General features: G+C 44.1%; 23 protein-coding genes. 8 read left to right on the forward strand and 15 right to left on the reverse strand.

Going from position 1 to position 23,335, the window contains the following annotated elements; all coding sequences use genetic code 11:
* Positions 1-46: 46 nt before the first annotated feature.
* The 4 genes from trmL to R8N47_RS21195 all read right to left on the reverse strand — a co-directional run bounded on the left by trmL (position 47) and on the right by R8N47_RS21195 (position 3,529).
* Positions 47-526 (reverse strand): tRNA (uridine(34)/cytosine(34)/5-carboxymethylaminomethyluridine(34)-2'-O)-methyltransferase TrmL, encoded by a 480-nt coding sequence (gene trmL, locus R8N47_RS21180; RefSeq protein WP_064354386.1) that lies wholly within the window; start codon positions 524-526, stop codon positions 47-49.
* 136 nt (positions 527-662) lie between these two features.
* Positions 663-1,271, reverse strand: coding sequence for a superoxide dismutase (locus tag R8N47_RS21185; RefSeq protein ID WP_005382382.1), 609 nt, complete (start codon positions 1,269-1,271; stop codon positions 663-665).
* A gap of 174 nt (positions 1,272-1,445) precedes the next feature.
* Entirely contained in the window at positions 1,446-2,840 is a 1,395-nt protein-coding gene (cpxA, locus tag R8N47_RS21190) for an envelope stress sensor histidine kinase CpxA (protein ID WP_005382383.1), read from the reverse strand.
* Positions 2,840-3,529 carry a response regulator gene (locus tag R8N47_RS21195; RefSeq protein WP_064354385.1) on the reverse strand — a complete coding sequence of 230 codons (690 nt, stop codon included), beginning with the start codon at positions 3,527-3,529 and terminating at the stop codon, positions 2,840-2,842. The genes cpxA and R8N47_RS21195 overlap by 1 nt, the downstream gene beginning before the upstream one ends.
* A 190-nt stretch (positions 3,530-3,719) precedes the next feature.
* Between R8N47_RS21195 and R8N47_RS21200 the strand changes: the two genes are divergently transcribed.
* From R8N47_RS21200 to pfkA, 3 genes are all read left to right on the forward strand, one after another.
* Complete coding sequence (locus R8N47_RS21200; protein WP_005386388.1) at positions 3,720-4,232, forward strand: CpxP family protein; 513 nt, start codon at positions 3,720-3,722, stop codon at positions 4,230-4,232.
* A 111-nt stretch (positions 4,233-4,343) separates the two neighbouring features.
* Positions 4,344-5,252, forward strand: coding sequence for a CDF family cation-efflux transporter FieF (gene fieF / locus R8N47_RS21205; protein ID WP_064354391.1), 909 nt, complete (start codon positions 4,344-4,346; stop codon positions 5,250-5,252).
* Positions 5,253-5,535: 283 nt separating this feature from the next.
* Complete coding sequence (gene pfkA / locus R8N47_RS21210; protein WP_064354384.1) at positions 5,536-6,498, forward strand: 6-phosphofructokinase; 963 nt, start codon at positions 5,536-5,538, stop codon at positions 6,496-6,498.
* Between the two features lie 92 nt (positions 6,499-6,590).
* Here pfkA and R8N47_RS21215 read toward each other — a convergent pair whose 3' ends face one another.
* The gene (locus R8N47_RS21215) at positions 6,591-7,973 is read right to left on the reverse strand and encodes an MATE family efflux transporter (protein WP_064354383.1); all 1,383 of its coding nucleotides are present in this window, start codon (positions 7,971-7,973) and stop codon (positions 6,591-6,593) included.
* A gap of 240 nt (positions 7,974-8,213) precedes the next feature.
* Here R8N47_RS21215 and R8N47_RS21220 point away from each other — a divergent pair, with 240 nt between their 5' ends.
* Both R8N47_RS21220 and groL read left to right on the forward strand, forming a co-directional pair.
* On the forward strand, positions 8,214-8,504 hold the full coding sequence (locus R8N47_RS21220; protein ID WP_005381516.1) for a co-chaperone GroES: 291 nt from the start codon (positions 8,214-8,216) through the stop codon (positions 8,502-8,504).
* 77 nt (positions 8,505-8,581) lie between these two features.
* Entirely contained in the window at positions 8,582-10,228 is a 1,647-nt protein-coding gene (gene groL, locus R8N47_RS21225) for a chaperonin GroEL (RefSeq protein WP_005381509.1), read from the forward strand.
* Positions 10,229-10,834: 606 nt separating this feature from the next.
* Here groL and R8N47_RS21230 read toward each other — a convergent pair.
* The 8 genes from R8N47_RS21230 to R8N47_RS21265 form a co-directional block, all read right to left on the reverse strand.
* Positions 10,835-11,122, reverse strand: a complete 288-nt coding sequence (locus R8N47_RS21230) for a hypothetical protein (protein ID WP_170894107.1) — start codon at positions 11,120-11,122, stop codon at positions 10,835-10,837.
* Positions 11,100-13,139 carry a histidinol phosphatase gene (locus R8N47_RS21235; RefSeq protein ID WP_170894106.1) on the reverse strand — a complete coding sequence of 680 codons (2,040 nt, stop codon included), beginning with the start codon at positions 13,137-13,139 and terminating at the stop codon, positions 11,100-11,102. Before R8N47_RS21235 ends, R8N47_RS21230 begins: the two co-directional genes overlap by 23 nt.
* 598 nt (positions 13,140-13,737) lie before the next feature.
* Positions 13,738-14,655 carry a ParB N-terminal domain-containing protein gene (locus R8N47_RS21240; protein WP_170894105.1) on the reverse strand — a complete coding sequence of 306 codons (918 nt, stop codon included), beginning with the start codon at positions 14,653-14,655 and terminating at the stop codon, positions 13,738-13,740.
* Between the two features lie 265 nt (positions 14,656-14,920).
* Entirely contained in the window at positions 14,921-15,094 is a 174-nt protein-coding gene (locus R8N47_RS21245) for a hypothetical protein (protein WP_170894104.1), read from the reverse strand.
* A gap of 31 nt (positions 15,095-15,125) precedes the next feature.
* A complete protein-coding gene (gene rnhA / locus R8N47_RS21250; RefSeq protein WP_170894103.1) occupies positions 15,126-15,605 on the reverse strand; it encodes a ribonuclease HI in 480 nt (159 codons plus the stop codon).
* Positions 15,602-16,192, reverse strand: coding sequence for a recombinase family protein (locus tag R8N47_RS21255; RefSeq protein WP_031779495.1), 591 nt, complete (start codon positions 16,190-16,192; stop codon positions 15,602-15,604). The genes rnhA and R8N47_RS21255 overlap by 4 nt, the downstream gene beginning before the upstream one ends.
* Before the next feature lie 150 nt (positions 16,193-16,342).
* Positions 16,343-16,645 (reverse strand): hypothetical protein, encoded by a 303-nt coding sequence (locus tag R8N47_RS21260; protein ID WP_318185864.1) that lies wholly within the window; start codon positions 16,643-16,645, stop codon positions 16,343-16,345.
* A 302-nt stretch (positions 16,646-16,947) separates the two neighbouring features.
* The gene (locus R8N47_RS21265) at positions 16,948-18,243 is read right to left on the reverse strand and encodes a tyrosine-type recombinase/integrase (protein ID WP_170894101.1); all 1,296 of its coding nucleotides are present in this window, start codon (positions 18,241-18,243) and stop codon (positions 16,948-16,950) included.
* Positions 18,244-18,659: 416 nt separating this feature from the next.
* On the opposite strand from R8N47_RS21265, the gene R8N47_RS21270 reads away from it, so the two are divergent.
* Positions 18,660-19,223, forward strand: coding sequence for a VC2662 family protein (locus tag R8N47_RS21270; protein WP_005381507.1), 564 nt, complete (start codon positions 18,660-18,662; stop codon positions 19,221-19,223).
* Between the two features lie 100 nt (positions 19,224-19,323).
* Here the strand turns inward: R8N47_RS21270 and R8N47_RS21275 are convergent, their stop codons facing one another.
* Complete coding sequence (locus tag R8N47_RS21275; protein ID WP_005381504.1) at positions 19,324-19,821, reverse strand: MgtC/SapB family protein; 498 nt, start codon at positions 19,819-19,821, stop codon at positions 19,324-19,326.
* A 95-nt stretch (positions 19,822-19,916) separates the two neighbouring features.
* On the reverse strand, positions 19,917-20,939 hold the full coding sequence (gene epmB / locus R8N47_RS21280) for an EF-P beta-lysylation protein EpmB (RefSeq protein ID WP_053307395.1): 1,023 nt from the start codon (positions 20,937-20,939) through the stop codon (positions 19,917-19,919).
* A gap of 32 nt (positions 20,940-20,971) precedes the next feature.
* Between epmB and efp the strand changes: the two genes are divergently transcribed.
* Together efp and R8N47_RS21290 are read left to right on the forward strand one after the other, a co-directional pair.
* Entirely contained in the window at positions 20,972-21,538 is a 567-nt protein-coding gene (gene efp, locus R8N47_RS21285; RefSeq protein ID WP_005381500.1) for an elongation factor P, read from the forward strand.
* Between the two features lie 267 nt (positions 21,539-21,805).
* Entirely contained in the window at positions 21,806-23,209 is a 1,404-nt protein-coding gene (locus tag R8N47_RS21290) for an SPFH domain-containing protein (RefSeq protein WP_042523712.1), read from the forward strand.
* Positions 23,210-23,335 lie beyond the last annotated feature (126 nt).

The following is a 23,335-nucleotide window of genomic DNA, read 5'->3' on the forward strand; positions in this document are numbered from 1 at the left end:
AAAGGGCGCACCAAGCGCCCTTTTCTGTATTTGGAATTCGTGTCGCTTACAATGCGCCTTCAAAGCCCATTTGACGCCATGCTTCAAAAGCGATGATCGCAACGGCATTCGAAAGGTTTAGGCTGCGCGCATCTGGCATCATTGGAATGCGAATACGCTGCTCCATTGGCAAGCTATCGATGATTTCAGCAGGCAAGCCACGAGTTTCTGGACCAAACATCAAAACATCACCCGCTTGGTATTGTGCATCAACGTGATGACCTGTGGTCTTTGTCGTACACGCAAACAGGCGGTAGTTGCCTTGCTTCTCTTTCTCTAAGTATTCCAAGAATGCTTGATAATCTTTATGACGCGTTACGCGAGCTAAATCATGGTAATCCAAACCAGCGCGGCGGACTTTTTTCTCTTCAAGATCGAAACCCAGAGGTTCAATTAAGTGAAGGTTTGCACCGCAGTTGGCGCATAGTCGAATGATGTTGCCGGTGTTCGGCGCGATTTCTGGTTCGTATAAAGCGATATCAAACATGGTATTGAAATAGAGTTGGTCAAAGAGAGGGGCAGTATATACCCAAGTCACCGAAATATGCGAGATTCAGCAAGATTGACCTGGGTATGAAAGCAGGCATTAGCGCGGATGTTAATACCGTAAGGCTTAATGCTTCTTATAAGAGAGCGTGAGCATAGTTTTCTTCAACTGCTCGCCAGTTGACGACGTTCCACCACGCATCAATATATTCTGGGCGACGGTTTTGGTAACTGATGTAATACGCGTGCTCCCACACGTCTAATGCGAGGATTGGTTCACCGCGCACATCCACTACGTCCATCAGAGGGTTATCTTGATTGCTGGTGGACGTAATGTGAATCTCACCATCTTTTACGATCAGCCATGCAAAGCCAGACCCAAAGGTATTGATGGCAGCTTGGGCAAATGCCTCTTTAAATTGCGCAAAGCTACCAAATTTATCGTTAATTGCTTGAGCAAGCGCGCCTTGAGGCTCTCCGCCACCGTTTGGTGACATGCAATTCCAATAAATGATGTGGTTGTAATAGCCGCCACCATTATTACGTACTGCTGGACTGAGCTTAGAGATATTGTCAAAGATCTCGTCTAATGACTGAGTTTCGAGCTCGCTCCCTTCAACGGCATTTACAAACTTATCAAAGTACGTCTTGTGGTGTTTGCTGTAATGCACTTCCATGGTTTTCGCGTCGATGTACGGCTCTAGTGAATCGTACGGGTAAGGCAGAGCGGGAAATGTATGTGACATAGTAAATCCTCCTTAATTGGAAAATTTACTTTAATGCTAACGATAATTATTATCAACTTTGATCTTTGTAAGGGTATTCTAAGAAGCCTCACCAATTTCTAAAGTGAGGGTGGGGCTGTGAATCACTCACTCTAGAAATATGGTGCGAATTATTGTTAGTTCATCAAATTGAGACTAACAATTGATCGGTAAGGTGATACTCATGCGCAATCCGCCTAAAGGACTTCGGCTGGCTGCGATCGTGCCACTGTGCTGGCGAATGGCACTTTCGGTAATGGTTAGGCCGAGACCTGTGCCGCCAGAGTGGCGATCGCGTGCCGTGGAAACGCGATAGAACGGGCGAAAAATCGCGGCCAGTTCCTCTTCTGGTACACCTTCTCCATTATCGTCAACCGTGATACGAAGCGTATCGTCATCGGCTTTGATGTCGATTTGTACCTCATCTTTTCCGTAGTAAATGGCGTTACGAACGATATTTTCCACCGCACTCATCAGCAGTTTAGGGTTACCGGAAATATTGCGCTTAGGTAATTCTGAATAGTGTAGCTGTTTGCCCATTTGCTCTGCTTCAAACTGCGCATCTTTAATGATCTCTTCCCATAAACTTTCTAATGGCTGTGTTTCGCGAGTCATATGACTGTTCGCCTGCATGCGAGAAAGCTCTAGTAGTTCGCTGATCATCTGTTCCAAGCGCTGCGCTTCGGTATCGATACGAGTCAGTTCTGGGCTTTCGCCTTGTTTACGCGTCGCTAATGCGCTTGCCATGCGCAGACGAGTTAAAGGTGAGCGCAGCTCGTGAGAGATATCGGATAGCAAACGTTGTTGTCCTGAAATCATCTGATTAACCGCTTCGACCATCTGGTTGAAGCTGCTACCTGCTTGACGAAACTCCGCCGTGCCTTTTTCTAAATTTGGGTCTGTGACAAATTCACCTTTCGCCACACGTTGAGCAGCGGCTTCAAGACGACGTGCTGGTTGACTCAAAGCCCAAGCAAGCCATAACAGCAATGGTGTACTAACCAGCATGACCGCAAGCAAGAGCTGGAATGGGTGATCAAACAGACGCAGGAGTAGAGGTGGTGGCTCATTCCACTTGAAGCCCACGTACATCAAGATATCGGAACCTGCCAAAGTGATAGGAATTGGGCCCGCAATCATGTATCGACCATACAGCTTCTGCTTTGGATTATTGTAATCTTCGATACTGGTGACAAAGTTTTGCATTGCACGCAATTGAAAATTGCTGCGTTTTTCTGTCGTAAGAACATTACCGCTGTAGTCAGAAAAAAACACTCGTGGGCGAGGGTCGTGCTTGCCGTGGCGGTTGCCCTCGATACGAAAAAGTATGCGGCCTAAATCTGTTTGCTGGCTGTATTTTTGTTGGATTGAGTCACGCGTTTCTACCATACGTTTGTAGTGTTCTTCTGGAATATCGCGAGCTTTGCGTGGGTCCAAATGTGGCAGTGATAGCACGGCTATCAATACTAATAACATGGTGAACCAAAAAATGGCAAAGATGCGTCCATACAGGCTATTGATGTTTGGCAGTTTGATGCGTGATAGGCGCATTAATCCTCCTCAAGCAGCATGTAGCCACGACCACGCAGGGTTTTGATTCGCGGCTTGCCATTGCTTTGATCTGGTAATTTTTTACGTAAGTTCGAGACATGCATATCGATAGCGCGATCAAAAGCAGCGAGTCGTTTACCAAGCACATCTAAGCTCAGTGTCTCTTTGGTCAGCACTTGTCCTGGGTTTTGTACGAAGTGGGTGAGTAGCGCAAACTCGGTTGCTGTGAGGTCGAGTAGCTGTTGCTCACAATACGCTTCTTGCTTACCGGGATAGAGGCGGATTTCTTGATACTCAATGCAATCGCTGTTTTTGGTATTTTTTTGTGTGCTGCTAGTGCGGCGTAAAATCGCACGGATACGCGCCAACAGCTCTCGGTCACTAAAAGGTTTTGGTAAATAATCATCCGCGCCCATTTCCAAGCCGATCACGCGATCAATTTCTTCCCCTTTAGCGGTCAGCATCAAGACGGGAGTTTCCCAATTTTCACGTAAGCGTTTCAGCGTTTCCATGCCATTGAGTTTTGGCATCATGACATCCAACAAAATCAAATCAATCTTATCATTGATCGCGGCTAAGCCGGCTTCACCGTCATTTGCTTCGCTGACGTCAAACCCTTCGAAACTGAGTACTTCTTTTAATAAGCTGGTTAGCTCGATATCGTCATCGATTAAAAGAATGTTTGCCATGGGGGCACCTATAGTAAGTTACCGATAGCCTAATATTACATTGGAATGATGCGCAACGAAGAGGAGAAAAATCACTCTTTACGATTCTTTACGCTCCCTATACGTCGCTTTACCTAGCGGGTCGTATTCTATACTCAAGCGCTGTGAGAACAGCTCAGAAGAACCACTCACCTGTGTAAGGAATCGTATTATGAAGTCTGCAAAAAAACTTGTGTTAGCTGCTGTTGTTCTACCTCTTACTCTTGGCGCCGCAAGCGCATTCGCTTACGGTGGTAAAAACCATCATAAAGGCCCTCGTGACGAATGCGGCATGGGTATGGACCGAGGTGTCATGCGTCAACTAGACCTGACTGATGCACAAAAAGATCAGCTAAAAGAAATGCGTGAAGCAAACAAAGCAGAAATGAAAGCAAAATTCGCTGATGGCAAAGAAGCACGTATGGCTGAGCGTCAAGCGCATCACGCAAAAGTACAATCGCTTTTGCTGGCGGATAACTTTGATGAAGCTCAAGCTAGCGAATTAGCAAAAGAGATGGTTGAGCGCCAAACGGAACGTCGCGTGCAAATGCTAGAAAGAAAGCACCAAATGCTTAGCGTATTAACACCTGAGCAGAAAGCGAAATTTGTTGAGCTACAAAATGAACGTATGCAAGAGTGTGGCGACAGAATGCACAAGCGCATGGAAAAGTCGCGCAATAATTAAGTCATGAATTGATGTTATATAAAGAGGCAGCCATTGGTTGCCTCTTTTTGATCTGGTTATTTCATGGTCATTCAATATACTCAACGTATGGTTTTAGTTAACTCTTTGATTATGAAACAGCAATACGCACGTTTAGTTACGACCGCCGCTTGGACTGCAACCATTGTGGCGACGCTTCTTCTGATAGTAAAAGTCATCACGTGGTGGGTAACTGGCTCAGTGAGCTTATTGGCTTCATTGATTGACTCCATGTTAGATATCGCGGCTTCAGTTGTGAATCTTGTGGTGGTTCGTTACGCCTTACAACCTGCAGACCGCGAACATACTTTTGGGCATGGTAAAGCTGAGTCCTTAGCGGCCCTAGCCCAAGCAATGTTTATTTCGGGCTCGGCAGTATTTTTGATTCTTAACGGGATTGACCGATTTTTCCGCCCGCATGCTTTACACGCACCGGAGTTAGGTGTGTATGTATCGCTGTTTGCGATTGTGGTCACACTTGGCTTGGTGATGTTCCAAAAACATGTGGTTCGCGTGACGGGGAGCCAAGCAATAGCGGCGGATTCTCTGCATTATCAGACTGACTTGTATATGAATGCTGCGATCATGGTGGCTCTGGGGCTCAGTTATTTTGGAGTGACTCAAGCGGATGCTGTGTTTGCGATTGGTATTGGTGTCTTCATTCTTTATAGCGCTTTCAAAATGGTCAGCGAAGCGATTCAAACCTTACTTGATAGAAAGTTGCCCGATGAAGAACTTGAGCAAATTAGCCAAGCTTGTTTGAGCGTAAAAGGGGTATTGGGTGTGCATCAGTTACGCACACGAATGTCAGGACCGACGCGCTTTATACAGTTGCATTTAGAGCTAGACGATAACTTACGATTAATTGAGGCGCATTACATCGCTGATAAAGTGGAAGATAATTTATTGGCTCTGTTTCCTGATGCGGATGTATTGATCCATCAAGATCCATTGTCTGTCGTTTTCGGACCTGAGAAAGAGCAGAAAGCGCAAGATTGGTAGGCTTGAAAAATCCATCAGTGCCCGACGACAAACAGGTACTTATTGACTATCTTTCCATCAATACTTATTAAGATTCGTGATCCTGATATGAATCAACAAAGTTTCATAGAGAAACTGTAATACTCTTACATAAGTAGAAAAGTTACATAAAAAAGTGCGTTTTCATTGGTAATCCTGTAGAGGAAATGTAACATAACGCACAGTTCTGGATTATGCAGGTTGCTTGGTAACAAGGGGCCTAAAAGAAAATTAAATAATTGATTGCCAAAGATCGAGGGTGAGCATGATTAAGAAGATCGGTGTTTTAACAAGTGGCGGTGACGCACCTGGTATGAACGCTGCGATACGCGGCGTAGTACGTACAGCACTATCCGAAGGATTGGAAGTATTCGGTGTGTACGACGGCTACCTAGGCCTATACGAAGGCCGCATCGAGAAGCTAGATCGTTCTAGCGTTTCAGATGTGATCAACAAAGGTGGTACGTTCCTAGGTTCTGCACGTTTCCCTGAATTTAAACAAGTGGAAGTTCGTGAAAAAGCGATTGATAACCTGAAAAAACATGGTATCGATGCACTAGTGGTAATCGGTGGTGATGGTTCGTACATGGGGGCGAAGAAACTGACTGAAATGGGTTACCCATGTATCGGTCTTCCGGGCACAATCGACAACGATATCGCAGGTACGGATTACACTGTGGGCTACCTAAGTGCACTAAACACCGTTATCGATGCAATCGACCGTCTACGTGATACTTCTTCATCTCACCAACGCATTTCAATTGTAGAAATCATGGGCCGTCACTGTGGTGATTTGACTCTGATGTCTGCAATTGCGGGCGGTTGTGAATACATCATCACTCCGGAAACTGGTCTAGACAAAGACAAGCTGATCAGCAACATCCAAGATGGTATCGCTAAAGGTAAGAAACACGCGATCATCGCGCTTACTGAGCTAATGATGGATGCTAATGAACTAGCACGTGACATCGAAGCCGCGACAGGTCGTGAAACTCGTGCAACAGTACTTGGTCACATCCAACGTGGTGGTCGTCCAACTGCATTTGACCGCGTACTAGCATCTCGTATGGGTAACTACGCTGTTCACCTATTGATCGAAGGTCATGGTGGTCGTTGTGTAGGTATCGTGAAAGAGCAACTTGTTCACCACGATATCATCGACGCAATCGAAAACATGAAGCGTCCAGTACGCAACGATCTATACAAAGTTGCTGAAGAGTTGTTCTAAGCAAGCTTGAAATAGATAAACAAAACCGCGGCTTTCCGCGGTTTTTTTTGTATTTGAGAATCAACAAAAAAGAAACTAGCGATAGACGAGTGCTAAGACACGCTGCTCTGCTCTATGAGCGTTAATTTTCGCTCGCGCAGCGCAAACAAGTAGCCCAGTAGCCCACCCAACGTATTTCCAACCGCGATACCGATAAACAAGCCTTCAATGCTGTAGATTTGGCTCCCGATCCACGCCGATGGCAAGGTAAAAATGAACAGCCGCATAAAGCTCCACTGGAATGCACGCAATGGCTTGTGCATCGCATTCAAACCACTGACTAACATCATCACGATGCCTTGGAAGCCATAACTAAATGGCACCACCAGTAAATAATGCCAAAGCAGGTTTTTCACCGCATCTTCCTGAGAAAACAGCGCAGCCAGAGGAATGCTCAGTGGCACCATCATTAAGAAGATAAACCCTTGGAATACCACTGCAAAACGCATGCTAATAAATAAACCGGAAAAGGCTCGTTGCGGTTGTTTGGCTCCTAAATTTTGTGCCATAAACGGTGTGAGGGCAGAGGTCAGCGACATCAATACTAAAATCAATATAGACTCAATACGCTGCGCTGCGCCGTAAGCAGCAACCGCCGCTGTACCATGGTTGGATAACAGCATCATCAGAATGGCACCGGACAACGGATTCATCGCGTTTGATAGCGCAGCAGGGGTACCAATTTTTAGTGTCTGTTGCCAGTCTTGTTTCAGCAAAGCCCATTGGGGTTGAGCAAGCAATTTTTCCCGTTTAATTAGCACATAGAATGAGCCACACAAAGCACCTAACCAGCTAAAGGCACTTGCTATGGCTGCGCCTTGAATGCCAAGTTCCGGAAAAGGGCCATAACCGAAAATCAACAATGGATCGAGCATGCCATTAATCAAACCAGCCAACATCATGACTTTTGCTGGTGTTTTTGTGTCGCCAGTAGCTCGGATAGCACTGTTGCCCGCCATTGGGATCACTAGCAGAGGAATGGTGAGATACCAGACCTGCATATATTGCTCAATAAGAGGGATGAGATCATCAGACGCACCAAGAAAACGAAACAATGGCGCAATGGTGGTAAAGCCAATAGAAGACGTGATAGCCACAAGTAACACGGCTAACAACAAACCGTGGGTGGTGAACCGAGCAGCTTGTGGTGCATGACCTTGCCCAAGCAAGCGACCAATATTGGTCGATAGTCCCATCCCAATCCCCATCGTAATGCAGTTAACCGCAAAGGTGACAGGGAAGGTATAGCTGATAGCCGCTAGCGCTTGAGTGCCAAGCAGCGAGATAAAAAACGTGTCCACCAAGTTAAACATCAAAATTGCGATCATGCCCATAGTCATGGGGACGGTCATTTTCCGCAGCGTTTCAGGAATGGGTGCGGTCAACAAACCATGCTTATCGGTCGCTTGGGGTTCTAGCTTGTTATTTTCCTGCATGTGTGACAACTATCTGGTGAGCAAACTGCAAGGATACAAGAAAGCGAGATGCCGAGCGAGTGAGCATTTCTAACGCAAACCGTTGCCTAGTTGTTCGTTATTTTAACTAAGTCACAAAAATTTTGTGCCACCCCCTTGGGATCGCTGCTTCGACCCCTTATATAGGGATCACGTGTCTGGGGCTACAGTCCCTAAGGACAATTATCAAATAAACATGGAAATTTTCAGGAGAGACGACCGATGAACATTCGTCCATTACATGACCGAGTTATCGTTGAACGTAAAGAAGTTGAATCTAAGTCTGCTGGTGGCATCGTTCTGACTGGTTCTGCTGCAGAAAAATCGACTCGCGGTGTTGTTCTAGCTGTGGGTAAAGGCCGCATCCTAGAAAACGGCACCGTACTGCCACTAGACGTTAAAGTCGGTGATACCGTTATCTTCGCTGAAGGTTACGGTACAAAAACTGAAAAAATCGACGGTAAAGAAGTGCTTGTCATGTCTGAAAACGACATCATGGCGATCGTTGAATAATAGCAATCATTGAGTAATTTTTTGCTCAGATTCAATTACGAAATTACACACAAAGAATTTTAGAAAGGAAATCAAAGATGGCTGCTAAAGACGTTAAATTTGGTAATGACGCACGAGTTAAAATGCTGGAAGGTGTAAACGTTCTGGCTGACGCAGTAAAAGTAACACTGGGTCCTAAAGGACGTAATGTCGTTCTAGACAAATCTTTTGGTGCACCGACTATCACTAAAGATGGTGTATCAGTAGCGCGTGAAATCGAGCTGGAAGATAAATTCCAGAACATGGGCGCACAAATGGTTAAAGAAGTTGCGTCTAAAGCAAACGACGCAGCGGGTGACGGTACAACAACAGCAACGGTACTAGCACAATCTATCGTTAACGAAGGTCTAAAAGCAGTCGCAGCGGGCATGAACCCAATGGATCTTAAGCGTGGTATCGACAAAGCTGTTGCCGCGGCAGTTGAGCAACTAAAAGAGCTTTCTGTTGAATGTAACGACACAAAAGCGATCGCGCAGGTTGGTACTATCTCTGCAAACTCAGACGCAAGCGTAGGTAATATCATTGCAGAAGCAATGGAGCGTGTGGGTCGTGATGGCGTTATCACGGTTGAAGAAGGTCAGGCGCTACAAGACGAGTTAGACGTAGTAGAAGGTATGCAGTTCGACCGCGGTTACCTGTCTCCTTACTTCATCAACAACCAAGAATCAGGCAGTGTTGATCTAGAAAACCCATTCATTCTTCTGGTAGACAAGAAGATCTCAAACATTCGTGAGCTTCTTCCAACGCTAGAAGCTGTCGCGAAAGCATCTCGTCCACTGCTTATCATTGCAGAAGATGTAGAAGGCGAAGCGCTAGCAACATTGGTTGTGAACAACATGCGTGGCATCGTAAAAGTTGCAGCTGTGAAAGCACCTGGCTTCGGTGATCGCCGTAAAGCAATGCTACAAGACATCGCTATCCTAACTGGCGGTACTGTGATTTCTGAAGAGATCGGTCTAGAGCTAGAAAAAGTTGCACTAGAAGATCTAGGTCAAGCAAAGCGTGTTTCTATCACGAAGGAAAACACGACTATCATCGATGGTATCGGTGAAGAAGAGATGATCTCTGGCCGTGTTGCTCAGATTCGTCAACAAATCGAAGACGCAACTTCAGACTACGACAAAGAGAAACTACAAGAGCGCGTAGCTAAACTGGCTGGCGGTGTTGCAGTAATCAAAGTCGGTGCAGCGACTGAAGTTGAAATGAAAGAGAAGAAAGACCGTGTAGAAGATGCGCTAGCCGCAACTCGCGCAGCGGTTGAAGAAGGTGTTGTTGCTGGTGGTGGTGTTGCACTTATCCGCGCGGCATCTAAGATTGCTCACCTAACGGGTGACAACGAAGAACAAAACGTTGGTATCCGCGTTGCACTACGTGCAATGGAAGCGCCAATCCGTCAAATCACGAAGAACGCAGGTGAGGAAGACTCAGTTGTTGCGAACAACGTGAAAGCGGGTGAAGGTAGCTACGGCTACAACGCGGCAACAGGCGAATACGGCGACATGCTAGAAATGGGTATCCTAGATCCAACTAAAGTTACTCGTTCTGCACTACAATTCGCAGCATCGGTTGCAGGTCTGATGATCACAACTGAAGCGATGGTTACTGACCTACCGCAAAAAGACGCGCCAGCGATGCCTGACATGGGCGGCATGGGTGGCATGGGCGGTATGGGCGGCATGATGTAACAATCCATGCCATGACTTGCTGTTGATTTATAAGGGTTTTTTCTGGATGTGTAGAGACGCATGTAGAGACGTTTATAGCCCCGTTTGGGGTATCAATGGCATGGTCTAGGTAAGACGTTAAAACGCTCATTGTAAGCACTCTAAGAGGCTATCAGGCTTAATCGCTTGGTAGCCTTTTGTTTTAAGTTCTCTATGTTTTTGTTTGAGCCTGTTTTTGTAATATACGCCCTAAGAGATGGTAATTTGTCTAATGTAACTACTTCTGGTGAGACTACTCATACTTACGTTTACAAATCACGAATAGAAAAAATGTAAGGTTTGATTCTATACCGCTAGACTGTACTGACTCATACACGATCTGACACCTATGGTGGTGAAGCGTGACCTAGCCGTACAGACAGTCCTTTATGCCACCAAAATCGCTTCCGGACAAAGCTGAGTTAGGATGGGATTAGCTGCTGATAGAGATTAACGTGCTTCATAAGCTTTGATGAAGTGGCTGAAATCATCAATTAATCAGCGAAATGAACTATTCGTTTAGCTAATAAAATCGCACTGCGAATAGTAAAAACTGGGAGAAACCTCCCAGCTTTGAGACACTTTAAATTAGCTATATTTTGCTAAGGATTCTTTGAATAGGTTTTCGCTTTCATCCTTGAACCTATCTCGCTGATTATTAAGCTCTGCAAATTTTGCATATAGATGTTTGTATATTATTTCGTGTGCTTTGTTATGCACTGTAGCTTCAGAAGGATCGTCCATTTCAAAGCCATCTTCTAAGCACTTGTTCACAATGACTAGTATGTCTTCTTTAGATACTTCGTCGAGTACTTTCCAAGACTCGCCATCCAATGAAAAAACGCCTTTGCCATTATCGATCTTCAAGCACTTCATATTCTCTCCTTCTAGCTAAATATGGTTCGCTACCCGCTTCTAAGCAATCAAGTAGTACCGTGTGATTGTTCGTTTCTCGACCGTCAAGCCCGATAAGCACTTTGTCTGTTGGATGCCCAGTGTATAGCTCGTACTGCACTTTGCCTTCATCTATTCTCTTACTCGTATATACCAGATAGTCAGGTTTTATCGATGCGCCAACAGTACTGTTGTGTGTCACGAGAATCACGGGCATAAAGCCGGACATTTCCTTTATAAGGCTATTAACTTTTCTAAATAGGAATCTGTTATCAAAAGAAGACTCAGGCTCATCAATAAGCAGAAGATCAAACTGACTTGCATCACTTATTTCTTGTAGCAGCCTGTATTCCGAGCGTTCTCCGCCGGATACCTGATAGCCAGACGAGTTTAAAATATCGTAGCTAATTTTTGCGAAAAGCTTGTGATAGTCAGTTTCGGCCAGAGCTTCTATTTTTCGTAGTTCTTCGAGGTAAGCAAAACCACCCGAACCATACTGAGAGAACGCGTTGGAAAAAGCTATCTGCTTTCCTAGAACTGCACCAACATCACGAGCATTAGCAAATGCGCTTCTTCTTGCGACCTTAGAAAAACCTTGTATGTCTTTCCGGAGAAATTCTTTTTCTTGTTGAATAGAGTTGCACAAGGTGTCAAACCTACCAACTTTCTTTTGGTCCAGAGCAAGTTTGTATAAGTCGATCTCACTGATTGGTGCAGCCGCAGTGTGCATCTTCAGCTCACTCTTGATATTGTCCACAATATCATTGACAAATGACTTCTTGAGTTCCAATTCTCTGTTTTTGTTATATTCCTTTATCAAGTCGATGACCAAACCCTTTAGGTCATCACCTGAAATATGTCTATTGATAATCTCTTTGTACCCAATGTTATCAGCTAGAGTCATTGCGGCATTGACTAGTGATTTCAATGAATCCAAATCATCTACAGTAAAGTTTGACTCTGTAAAGAGCTTTGCCTTGGCAAAAGAGTCAAGTTTATGAGATTCCGCTGCGTGATTGAGCAAGGAGTCTACAAAGGCGTTGAGTTCTCTATTTGATCGGGCTAAATCAACATCTCTCATCAAATCTACCGATTCTTTAAACTCTTTTAAGTAATCTTCGGTAATTCTAGACTGACTTGTGGAAAGGTTTCTTGAGAACTCTTTTTCGTCATCTTCATCTCTCTGTAGGAGAGAAAATTGTTTAACATACTTAACTCGTATATCTTCAGTGTCATTCTGTTCTGCAATTAGATTTAGAGTGTGCGATTTACCTGTTGATCGTTCCCCTAGAACGACATTTAGCCCAGTAGATAACGTCAGGCCATTGCTTAAAACCTCAAAGAACTGGTGTCCATCGTCTTTTGATAGGTGTACTTTATGTTTGTCGGATAATGCAACCTTTAGAGCTGTCAGTGTAATATCGCCGATGTCTATATACGTTTGTCTCGCCGGAACAACTTTGAGGTTTTCTTCTATACGCAAGTCACTGAAGCATACAGGCACTAGTGCGCTTTCATCTTTTATGCAATAAGTAAATTTCCTCGGGCTAGTAACTTCTCCCGCTGTTACAAAATCAAAGAGTTTAATTAACGTTTCTTCTTTTACTTCAGGGGATTTCTTATAGTGAGGGATAAGAAGATATTTTGATAGATCAGTAAATACTTCGTGGAATTCTTCAAAAGTGATTGAAGTGTGCTTGTCAGGTATCAATTCCGTGATTTTATCGCAGCGAGCCTTAAAGTCATTGAGTTCATTATCTTCGGCTATAACCAACAGGTGCGTCCCTTCAACATCAACTTCGATCCCCGGAAATACTTTTATCTCAAGCTGTTCTTGGATTAACCGGAATTGAGTTAAGTCAAACATGTTGTGATTGGTTATTGCAATAGCATCTAGGTTGCCCTCTGTTACGTACCACTCCAACCGTTCCATACTAAAATCAAATCGCCTATCACTGGGCGTACTAACAGTATGAATGTGCAAGTCAATCTTCTTCACTAACTATCTGCTCCTATCGCGTTCTAGGTGATTAGAGATTAACATATGTAATTAATTTTAATGTGATGGCACTCATATGAAGTGTTAGCTGGAAGTTGTCACTTTAAGTAAAACAAGTTCACTACATAAAATAATTGGTTACTCAATGCTCTAGGAAAAGATAGCTATGGCGTCAGATCTTTGCTTTTGCTATCCATTACTTTTTTATCTCAAAAGTGGTAACTAATCTGAGGTAAGAATTAGGTCCATAACACACTTTGGGGCAAAAATGAGCTAGAGTAATCTGTCAGATCTGATTATATCTCTGTTAGAGAACTGGCAGAGCACGTCCTGACTAATCCAGATAAATTGTATTACTTAGATCGTCGTTGTAGCCGTTCACTTTGCGGTATTTTATTGCAAGATACCTTTGGATTTTACGGCTTATATCGTTATCAAATTATACTGTTGTGTACACCCTAAGCTCCCTCACTGTACACACGTGTACACCCAGACCAAAAATAGCCTGTAGGCCCCGTGTTACAAGGCTTTCAGGCTAATTTATGGATTTCTAAAAGTCGTCAATGTCAGCAGTGGTTTTTCTTGAAAAGTCTGGGTTTTAGAACTTCAAGCTATCTTCAGTTATCCCGTTCTTTTCACGCCACAGGTTACGCTGAGAGACTGATATACCTAACTTGCAACTTTTATAGCCCCTCACGGCTTTCCGTAAACCTTCTCTAAATATGTCCTCTCCATAATCTTCGATGAGACGGCTGAGTTTGTTTGAAGCATCCTTGATTTGATGCTTTTCCCATTCGTTATCCTCATCAATGGGGAAATTGTCTTTACCAGTGATAGCGTCTGATAGGCGTCTAATCTTAGGGAACCCCTTAGAGTCCCAACAGCTTCGGGGTAATGCATACTGACTTTCTAGGCCAAACTTGAGAGAGTCTACAAAATCATCCATATCAACGATTTCAATATCGGTATACCCTTTCAATGCTGCACCACAGACCTTAAGCCCTCTAGCAATATGTGCCGCTTGGCCTTGGCTACAACCAACCACTTCTTTTACTTCTGATATGCTGAGGTCAAACATTCGATTCACAATGAGTTTACGAAACTTTGCCTGCATTACCTCATCGTGGGTAACTCCAACCCCATGAGATTGATTGGCATCCTGTGCAGCAGAGAAAGCTTCTGCGTAGGTTCTATTATCAACGACTAACGCAGGCAGGAATAAATCCACTTCAGGATTCTCTTCAAGATATTTAAGGCAGGCTTTGGTACGGTGAAATCCGTCCACCACATAATGCCTGTCATCAACCACAAATACGGTAATAGGCTGTCGTATTTGTTGTCCATTACGTAGGTCTTCAAGAATCTCTTTATCTTGGCTTTCTTGCTTTGTTTCTTGTGCTGATCTCAAACGTTTATCCTTGATGAGCTCAACGTCACGAGCTTGCATCATTGGGTCTAAGATCAGGATTCTTGGGTCTAAATCGGAGTGTCTGCTATCTGCCATGAATTGGTTCATAATGTTCTACTTCTATTACTAATTCGTTCTAGGCTGTATGCGCATATGGTCAAAACTAAAATAATTTTTTCTGAGGTTTACTGTGCTGCCCCGTAGGGGAGGAGGGTGCGGAGTACGCTGGGCTATAAGCGATTGCGTCGTCCGGCTACGTTTACACAAAGTGTGATTTAAAAAGTTGATTTTTTTTGGTTAAAAGTTAAACATCTAGCGAGTTAATTAAAGATGACCCCAAGGCTCTCTACAAGCCCCGAGGTCTAATAGGGCTTTAAGCTGCTTCTGTTAAGTCGTGAAACTCATAAAGCTCACCTAGTTCACTATCCGGTATCAGGTGAGACCAGCAGTCCTCACTGAGCTTCCAAAGGTCTACAGTTTCAACTTTATTGACGTGACCACATTCAGGACAAGTACAAAGACTTAATTCATTATTCTTTTCTGTCATTGTGATTATCTCCGTTTGCTTAATGTTGGTTCTATTTTCTTGGAGTTGCCTGTTTGGCTAGCGCATCTGCTTCTTCATTCTCTTTATGACCCGCATGTCCCTTTACCCACTCCCAAGTAACAGACATCTCTTCATTTAGGGTATCTAACTGTCTCCACAGGTCAGCATTGAGGACAGGGGTTCTATTGGATTTACGCCAGCCATTCTTTTTCCAATTAACAATCCACTTAGTGATCCCATCACGCACGTATGTGCTGTCTGTGTAAACCGTAATAGGGTTGTTAGGGTATCTTCCCTTGAGCTCCTCCAGAGCCTTTATAGCGGCTGTTAGCTCCATTCTCTGGTTAGTTGTCTGCTTCTCTCCGCCAGACCTTCTCAAGCGTTTATCATCACGAGCCAGAACGAATCCCCAACCTCCCGGTCCCGGATTACCGCTACAGGCTCCATCGGTATACGCTCGGATAACGGTGTTTGTGTCTACAGTCTTTGCTGGTGGTGTGGTCGTTGTCATAACTCTCCTTTCTTTTTAGCTTCTGCTGATAAGCGTTTAACAGTTGCAATTGATATATTTAGCTTCTCTGCGGTTTTCGCTATGGAAAGCCCCTCAGAGCGTAGCTGAGCCACTTTTTGAGGCGTTGCCTTTGGAGGTCTGCCAATGGTTTTACCTTCAGCTCTAGCCCTTGCTTGTCCCTCCATCGTGCGTTCACGAATACGGGCTCTCTCGAACTCTGCAAATGCAGCAAAGATGTCTAACATCAACTTGCCTTCAGAGCTGCTCAGGTCTTTGTGTGGCAGGTCTAAGCAATGGACATCAATACCTTTTTCCAATAGGAGCTGAGTGGTTTGCTGGATGTCTATGTTGTCACGACCTAAACGGTCAAGCTTCAAGACCACCAGCGTATCGCCTTTTACAAGCTTATGTTCCACCAGCACTTTAAAGCCTTTGCGTTCCATAGCGCATACAGCACCAGAAATGGTGTCCTCAACCACAAAGTCAGGGTTGACCTCATAACCAGCTTTCTTAAAAGCTTCGATCTGGTTTGCTGTGGTTTGCTCTGTCGTGGAGACTCGGCAATAAAAATAAGTCCTAGCAGTCATAAGCAACAGCTCTCCGCCTCAAATAAAGTAGGGTTCATTTTATGAGCCTAGCTCAAAATGTCAATGGGGTACTTAGGAGACAGTTTCCTCTCCTATCAGTTAGGTAGGTTCATAAACGAATGGTTTTGAGCTAGGTATTTTCACGGTTGGTTAATCCTCTTCTTCTCCCATCCCTACATTACAAATGCGGACCAAAATTCTTCTTCCTCCGGGAGGAAGTTCACTGTCAATACGTAGCGCAGCAGATAGCATTACTAGTTTTTCTCCATCGAAGCGCTCTTCACACCTTTCTATTGTGTCAAACATTGGAGCCCAAAAGGCTTCCCACCCCTCTGCTTCTTCTTTATTCCGATGCCAGACGTCCACATGTATCATCATGCGCGAATCGAGATGCATATTCTTAAGCTCGGGTATTGGTTCATTGCGGTCCAAATCTAGGTAAAAGCGCTCCATGTGTAAATGTTCTCCTGTGGTGTAAAACATCTATGTTATCACGGCTTTTATGTGATGTGATGCATATGTGGCAATGCTAAACCTTTAACTAAGCGGAACAATGTGTTAAAAGTTTCAATTTGGCATGGTTTTTATAAAGAAAAGAAGGGGTTTTGCTAATAAAATACGGATTGGTGATCGGTAGGGAAAGTAAAAATTATTGTAGTTGATTAGGGAAGCAGCAACGCTGGTCAATAATATTTTGACCCGTAGGGCTGAGAATTTAAATCAACCCTCGGGTCTGCTAGGTAGAAACTAATTCTTTAGCTTAGCCAGTCACGTTTAATAACTTCTTCAGCTTTGTCTACATATTCTTTAAGGGTCGTTAGCTCATCCCCTTTAGCGTAATAACCATAAGTCATAGTCTTACCGCCTTCATGACCAACAATGAAGGCAGAGCGAACCTCCTGTATTCCTGCTCTAAGCAACGCTGTTGAGAGATGAACACGAAGGCTGTGAAAGCATTGAGATGAGTCTTTGCTAACATTTGCTACTTTAAAGCGAGAGAAATCACGGCTAGCCTTGTCTCCATTTAAACCAAGTAACTTGGCTTCAGGGTCTCTCCCTTCTACCAGTTGTAATACTTCTGTAGCTAATGAATCTGTCAATGGCACCGTTCGTTGGGCTGCTGAGGTCTTACCAACTCTAACTTTGATTGCAGTAACCCCAGAATCTGTATAGACATCTTTAACCTTAATCCTACAGAGCTCCCCAATCCTACTCCCAGTGAAGAGACCAAGGCGGAATAGAAGACCCATGTTTGAACCTTTAGCCGTTTGTTCATCAGCCCATTGAGCCAATAATTGCATTTGCTCTCTAGTGAAGAGTTGCTTAGGTTTCTTTTCCTTCTGCGTTTCGAGGTGAGCCAATGAATGATCTGCAAAAGGGTTGTCTTTGTTCTTGATTCGTCCCATATCCCATGCATGTTTATAGACAGTCTTCAGCCTACTTAAGTGAGCCCTAATCGTTGATACAGAGCACTCGTCTGATAGCTCGTGAATGAAGTTAACAACAGAAGACCGCTCAATACTGAGCAGCGGCAAGTCAAACACTCCACAGTGCTTAAGAAAGCGTTCGGTTGTAGATTTAACTTTGGATATAGTGTCTTTATTTTTGTTTCTATTCAGCTCTAACCACTCAGTCATAGACTCCCGTAATGTACAGGTATATTTGAGTGGTGTTTCACCTGAATAGACAGCCCTCAACGCCTCCTGTTGTATTTCAGGGTAGAGGTCTGTATTGGTTACATCTTCTAAATCAATATTGTAGTGCTGTCCGTAAGGGTCATAACCGTGTATTTCTTTGGCTTCTTTGAGTGTTCTATAGAAGCTGATGAAAGTAGCTCGTCCTCCATCAATAGCTTGCTCTTCTTTTAAACTCATTTCTGCAAGAAGGGCGTTCCTACGTAGTCTGGCTGTTTTGATGCACGAGGTCTGTAAGGACTTGGTATAGACTTCTTTTCCTTCGTATAGGTGCTGGATCTGCTTAGGGATACGTTTAGAAAAAAGCCAAACATCTCGGTTCTTACGCTTCTTTAAATATTTGGTATCTTGAGGCATTGTGTACCCAAAAGTGGAGACTAATGTAGAGACAAATGATACCACAACTCCTTAAATATCGGTAGTTTAAGGCTTTTTTGTGTTTTTGGGTGGCATGATGTAAGCCAGCTTATCTCATCGCTCTAGGGAAACCTTATAGCGGAAAGATAACCGACCAAACCCTTAAAAGTCGAGGCAGATGCCTCGACTTTTTTATGCGTGTCACCTGAGAAACATGACGTTCTGGTGTGGCTTATCATGAAATTTTTGAGCGTAAAAAGCGCCATTTCAGAAGCAAAAAATCGAAGAGAAATATTTTTTCTTTTGAGTCAGATGGTTAAATCTGACCTATTGCTAACACTTTTTGAACGGGGACAGAGCAAAATCTGAACATTACACTATGTTGTAAATTGTTGCTTCCCATCATGGAGATGAAAATGAAAAAGCTTATGACGTCATTGGCGGTTGCAGCCGCTATCGCATCACCTGTTGCTTTTGCCGACAGTACACCTGTGATGTTCTCTACTATCGATAACACAAACGCACCCTCTAATTCTTCAGTAGGTGGCGTTCGTTTAGCTGTGTTGCATGGGCAGGTAAATGAGGTTAAAGGTGTCGACTTTTCACTGCTTGGTATGTCAGAAACGGATCGTACGACAGGTGTGAACTTCGGTCTGTTTTTTGGTGCAGCAAAAGTAAATCAAGAAATGAAAGGCGCGTCTTTAGGCTTAGTTAACTGGAACCAAGGTCAGACGACGGGTGTTAACTTGGGTGCTGTTAACATTACGAACAACGTAAAAGGCTTGAACTGGAGCGCGGTGAACTATTCTGAAGGCTACACCATGGCGGATGTGGGCTTAGCGAGTATCTCTAAGAAGTCTAATTTCCAGTTTGGTTTCTTCAACATGACCGATCAAATCGATGGTGTGCAAATTGGTCTTTTGAACTGTGCGGATAACGGTTTCTTCAAGTGTTTCCCACTCATCAACTTTGCTAAGTAATCCCTGAGAAAGTCAGAATCTTTATATACAGAAAGCCCTCGATGTTCGTCGAGGGCTCTTTAATTACTGATGAGATGAAGCGAGTTTCTCGGAGCGTTAACTATTTAATTAATCGTGATGAAGTTTTGCGTTGTTGAATTCTTTGATGAACACCGCGGCGTAATGCTTTGATGTGGTTTTCTGCTTTATCCACACCTAACAACACGGTTAATGTCAGGAGAGTAATAACCACCGACTGCGTTAAATAACCCAAACCTATCATCAAACCTAAACCTGCTAGCACCCATATTACAGCCGCGGATGTTACGCCATGGATTTTTCCATCAAGTGTCATCATAACGCCAGCGCCTAAGAAGCCGACGCCAGTAATGATCTGACCAAGCACTCGTGCTTGATCAAGAGTATTTGGCGATAACGACACTGCCATCGACATAAACAGGTAGGTGCCTGAAATAATTAATATTGCTGTGCGAATGCCAACCGGTTTACCACGAGTTTGGCGCTCTATACCGATCATGAGCCCATTAATGGCGCAGCATAGTAGGGCAGGCCAACTGAATGGGCCAAGATCGAAAATTTGTTCGAATGCTGTATGCATCTTGACCTCCAAAAGTGCGGAGTATGCATAGACTTACCGTGCAAAGCGAACAAAAATAATCAATCTAGACGACAAATTTAATTGAGTGTCAGAGCTTATTCTAAATGCAAATCCAACGGCGTTTTACTTGGCCTGCCACCAACTTCTCGTGTGAGTTTTGGTACCAGATAACCCGATACACGCGTGATGAGTCCGCGCATAATAGCTTTCGCTTCTTCGTCCGAAATAAAGTAGTGCGCTGCGCCTTGCACCTTATCAAGAACGTGGAGGTAATAAGGCAAGATACCCGCGTCAAATAAGGCCTCACTTAACGCCACTTGAGCTTCTACCGAATCATTCACGCCTTTCAGCAGAACGCCTTGGTTTAGAAGCGTAACGCCCGCTCTTTTGAGCTTGAACATCTGTTCAGCAAATTCGTCATTGATTTCGTTGGCATGGTTGATGTGAGTGACGAGGATGATTTGTAACCTTGATGCTTGCAGAAGTTGGCATAGTTCATCAGTGACTCGAGCTGGAATCACCACAGGTAAACGGCTATGAATACGCAGACGTTTGATGTGAGGAATGTGAGCAATGTGCTCTAAAAGCCAATGAATCTCATCGTCTTTTGCCATTAATGGATCACCACCTGAGAAGATGACTTCGTTCAACTCTGGTTGTTGTGCCATGTACTCTAAGCACTTGGTCCAGGCTTGTTTCCCGCTTTTGTTCTCTTGATAAGGGAAGTGACGACGAAAACAGTAACGGCAATTTACCGCGCAGCCACCTTTGACAATCATCAGGGCGCGGTTGCGATACTTGTGTAGCAGGCCAGGGACTTCATTGTCCTGCTCTTCCAATGGATCATTGGAGTAACCCGGATGCACCTCAAATTCGTCGCTCAGTGGTAAAACCTGACGTAAAAGAGGGTCTTTAGGGTTGCCTTTCTCCATCCTATCGACAAAACTTTGCGGTACACGCTGTGCAAACAGCTTGCGCGCGGCAAACCCGTCTTGCCACGGTGAAGGATCAATTTCCAGTATTTCGAGCAATTTTGCAGGATCAGAGATCCCATTCGCCAACTGTTTGAGCCAGTTTTGCTCAACAGATTCGACTTTTCGGGTTATTATGTGCGGCATTGAATTTAGCTCTAAGAATGTAAGAGGAAAAAATGGCTACAGTTAGCACCAATGAATTTAAAGGCGGTCTTAAGTTAATGCTTGATAACGAGCCTTGTGTAATTCTGGAAAACGAATACGTTAAACCAGGTAAAGGCCAAGCGTTCAACCGTGTTAAAATTCGTAAACTTCTTTCTGGTAAAGTGCTAGAGAAAACATTCAAGTCTGGTGACACTTGTGAAGTGGCAGACGTAATGGATATCGACCTAGATTATCTATATTCAGACGGCGAATTCTACCACTTTATGAACAGTGAAACGTTTGAACAGATCGCAGCGGATGCAAAAGCGGTAGGTGAAAACGCTAAGTGGTTGGTAGAAAACAACACTTGTATGATCACTCTTTGGAACGGTAACCCAATTACTGTTACTCCACCAAACTTCGTTGAGCTAGAAGTTGTAGACACAGATCCAGGCCTGAAAGGTGATACTCAAGGTACTGGCGGTAAACCAGCGACGCTATCAACTGGCGCTGTTGTTCGTGTTCCTCTGTTCATCTCAATTGGTGAAGTGATTCGCGTAGATACTCGTACTGCTGAATACGTAGGTCGTGTGAAGTAAGCACTTTATATGATTGTTAGAAAGGTCGCTTCGGCGGCCTTTTTTATTGCCTGTGATTCTTCTCTTTTAATCCCTCTGCGTAAAACATCGATATCCTCCGCAAATTTTTGATGATTTTGTATTATTCGTAAAAATCTTATTTGTTCCATGAATCTGTCGATTATTCCTTAATGTAACATTTTGATACATTAGTACTTGTTGCTGAGTTGCATAGCAATCTGATTTTTATCGATTTAACTCAGTAACAATCCAAAAAAGGAGAACAAAATGGAAAGCAGAGGTTTAGGAAGGGGTTTAAAGGTGGAAGAAAGACGTCAGTTACTACATAAAGGATTAAAAGCAGCCGTATTTGGCGTACCGCTGTTGGCAATAGGCTTAACGATTAATAGCTCGGTGCTGATGACCGATGCGGGTTACAGCTACGTGCATCAGAATAATATTACTGGTGAGTTGGATGTGTTTACTGAACCTGGCATTCATTTTCGTATGCCATTTCTGTCCAAAATCACCAAGTATGACCAAGTGATCACCGTGTCATTCGGTAACAGCAAGGGCGAAGATTTTTATCAACGTCTTGATGCGATTCAGGTTCGATTTGCCGACACCTATATTGGTCAGATCCCCGTAACATTCCGCTTTAAGCTCAGTAATGACCCTGAAGCGGTGAAGAAGATGCATAAAGAGTTCCGCAACAACAGTAACTTGATCGATGCGCTGCTTGTAAAGAACGCACGTAACGTAACGGTGATTACCGCAACCCAATACACGGGTGAAGAGTTTTTCCAAGGTGGTTTGAACCAGTTCAAATCGAAACTTGGCGATCAGTTACGAGAGGGGATTTATCTAACAGAGCGACGTCAGGTTGAAGTGGAAGAGTTGGATCTTGCGCCTGTTGGGGTGAATCAAGCTAATCCGAACCAATTACAGCGCACCAATCAACTGGTATGGAAAACTGTGCCAGTCGTAGACAAAACCGGGCAACCAATTCGTCAAGACAATCCGTTACAACAATACGGTATTCAAGTGACGCAGGTGACCATTGGTGACCCGCAGCCAGAAAAGCAATTAGATCAGCTATTGGCAGATAAAAAGCGTTTAGTGGCGGATCGTATTCGCGCGATTCAGGAACAAGAAACGTCGAAAGCACAGGCAGAGACCGAGCAGTTACGCAAAGAGATTCAACGAACACGTGAGGTGCAAGACGCCCAGCGTGGTAAAGAACTCGCAATTATTGCTCAACAAAAAGAAGTGGAAGTGGCGCGTCAGATTGCAGAGCGTGAAATCGTTGAAGTGGAAAAAACCAAACGACTTGCTGAAGTCGAGAAGGAGAAAGAGCTAGCTATCGCAGAGGCTAACTTAGCGATTCAAAAAGCGAACGCACTTTCTGCTGAGTTTGAAGCGAAAGCGATATTAGCGAAAGGTCGCGCAGAATCTGAAGTCCTAAAAGGTAAGTATGCAGCGTTAGGAGCAAACCGTGAAGTTTACTTGGCAGAATTGAATCGAGACGTAGCGAACTCGCTGTACAACAATTTGCAAAACTTCCAAGTTCAGATGCCACAAAATTACATTGGTGGAAGTGACGAAACGGGCTTGAAAACAAACCTAGATGTGATTACTGGCTTTGGTGCTCTGGGTCTTATGGACCAGACAAAGAAGGTCGCACAGCAATAAGATCATGGGTGGTCAAAAGCTTAAAAAGCAAAAAGATCATGGGTAACCCTGACCCGTCCTGATATGGGTTGACACTTTTTAACTAAAACGCTCGATGTACTTCATCGGGCGTTTTGTATTTTAAAG

Source organism: Vibrio sp. 2132-1 (assembly GCF_033344315.1).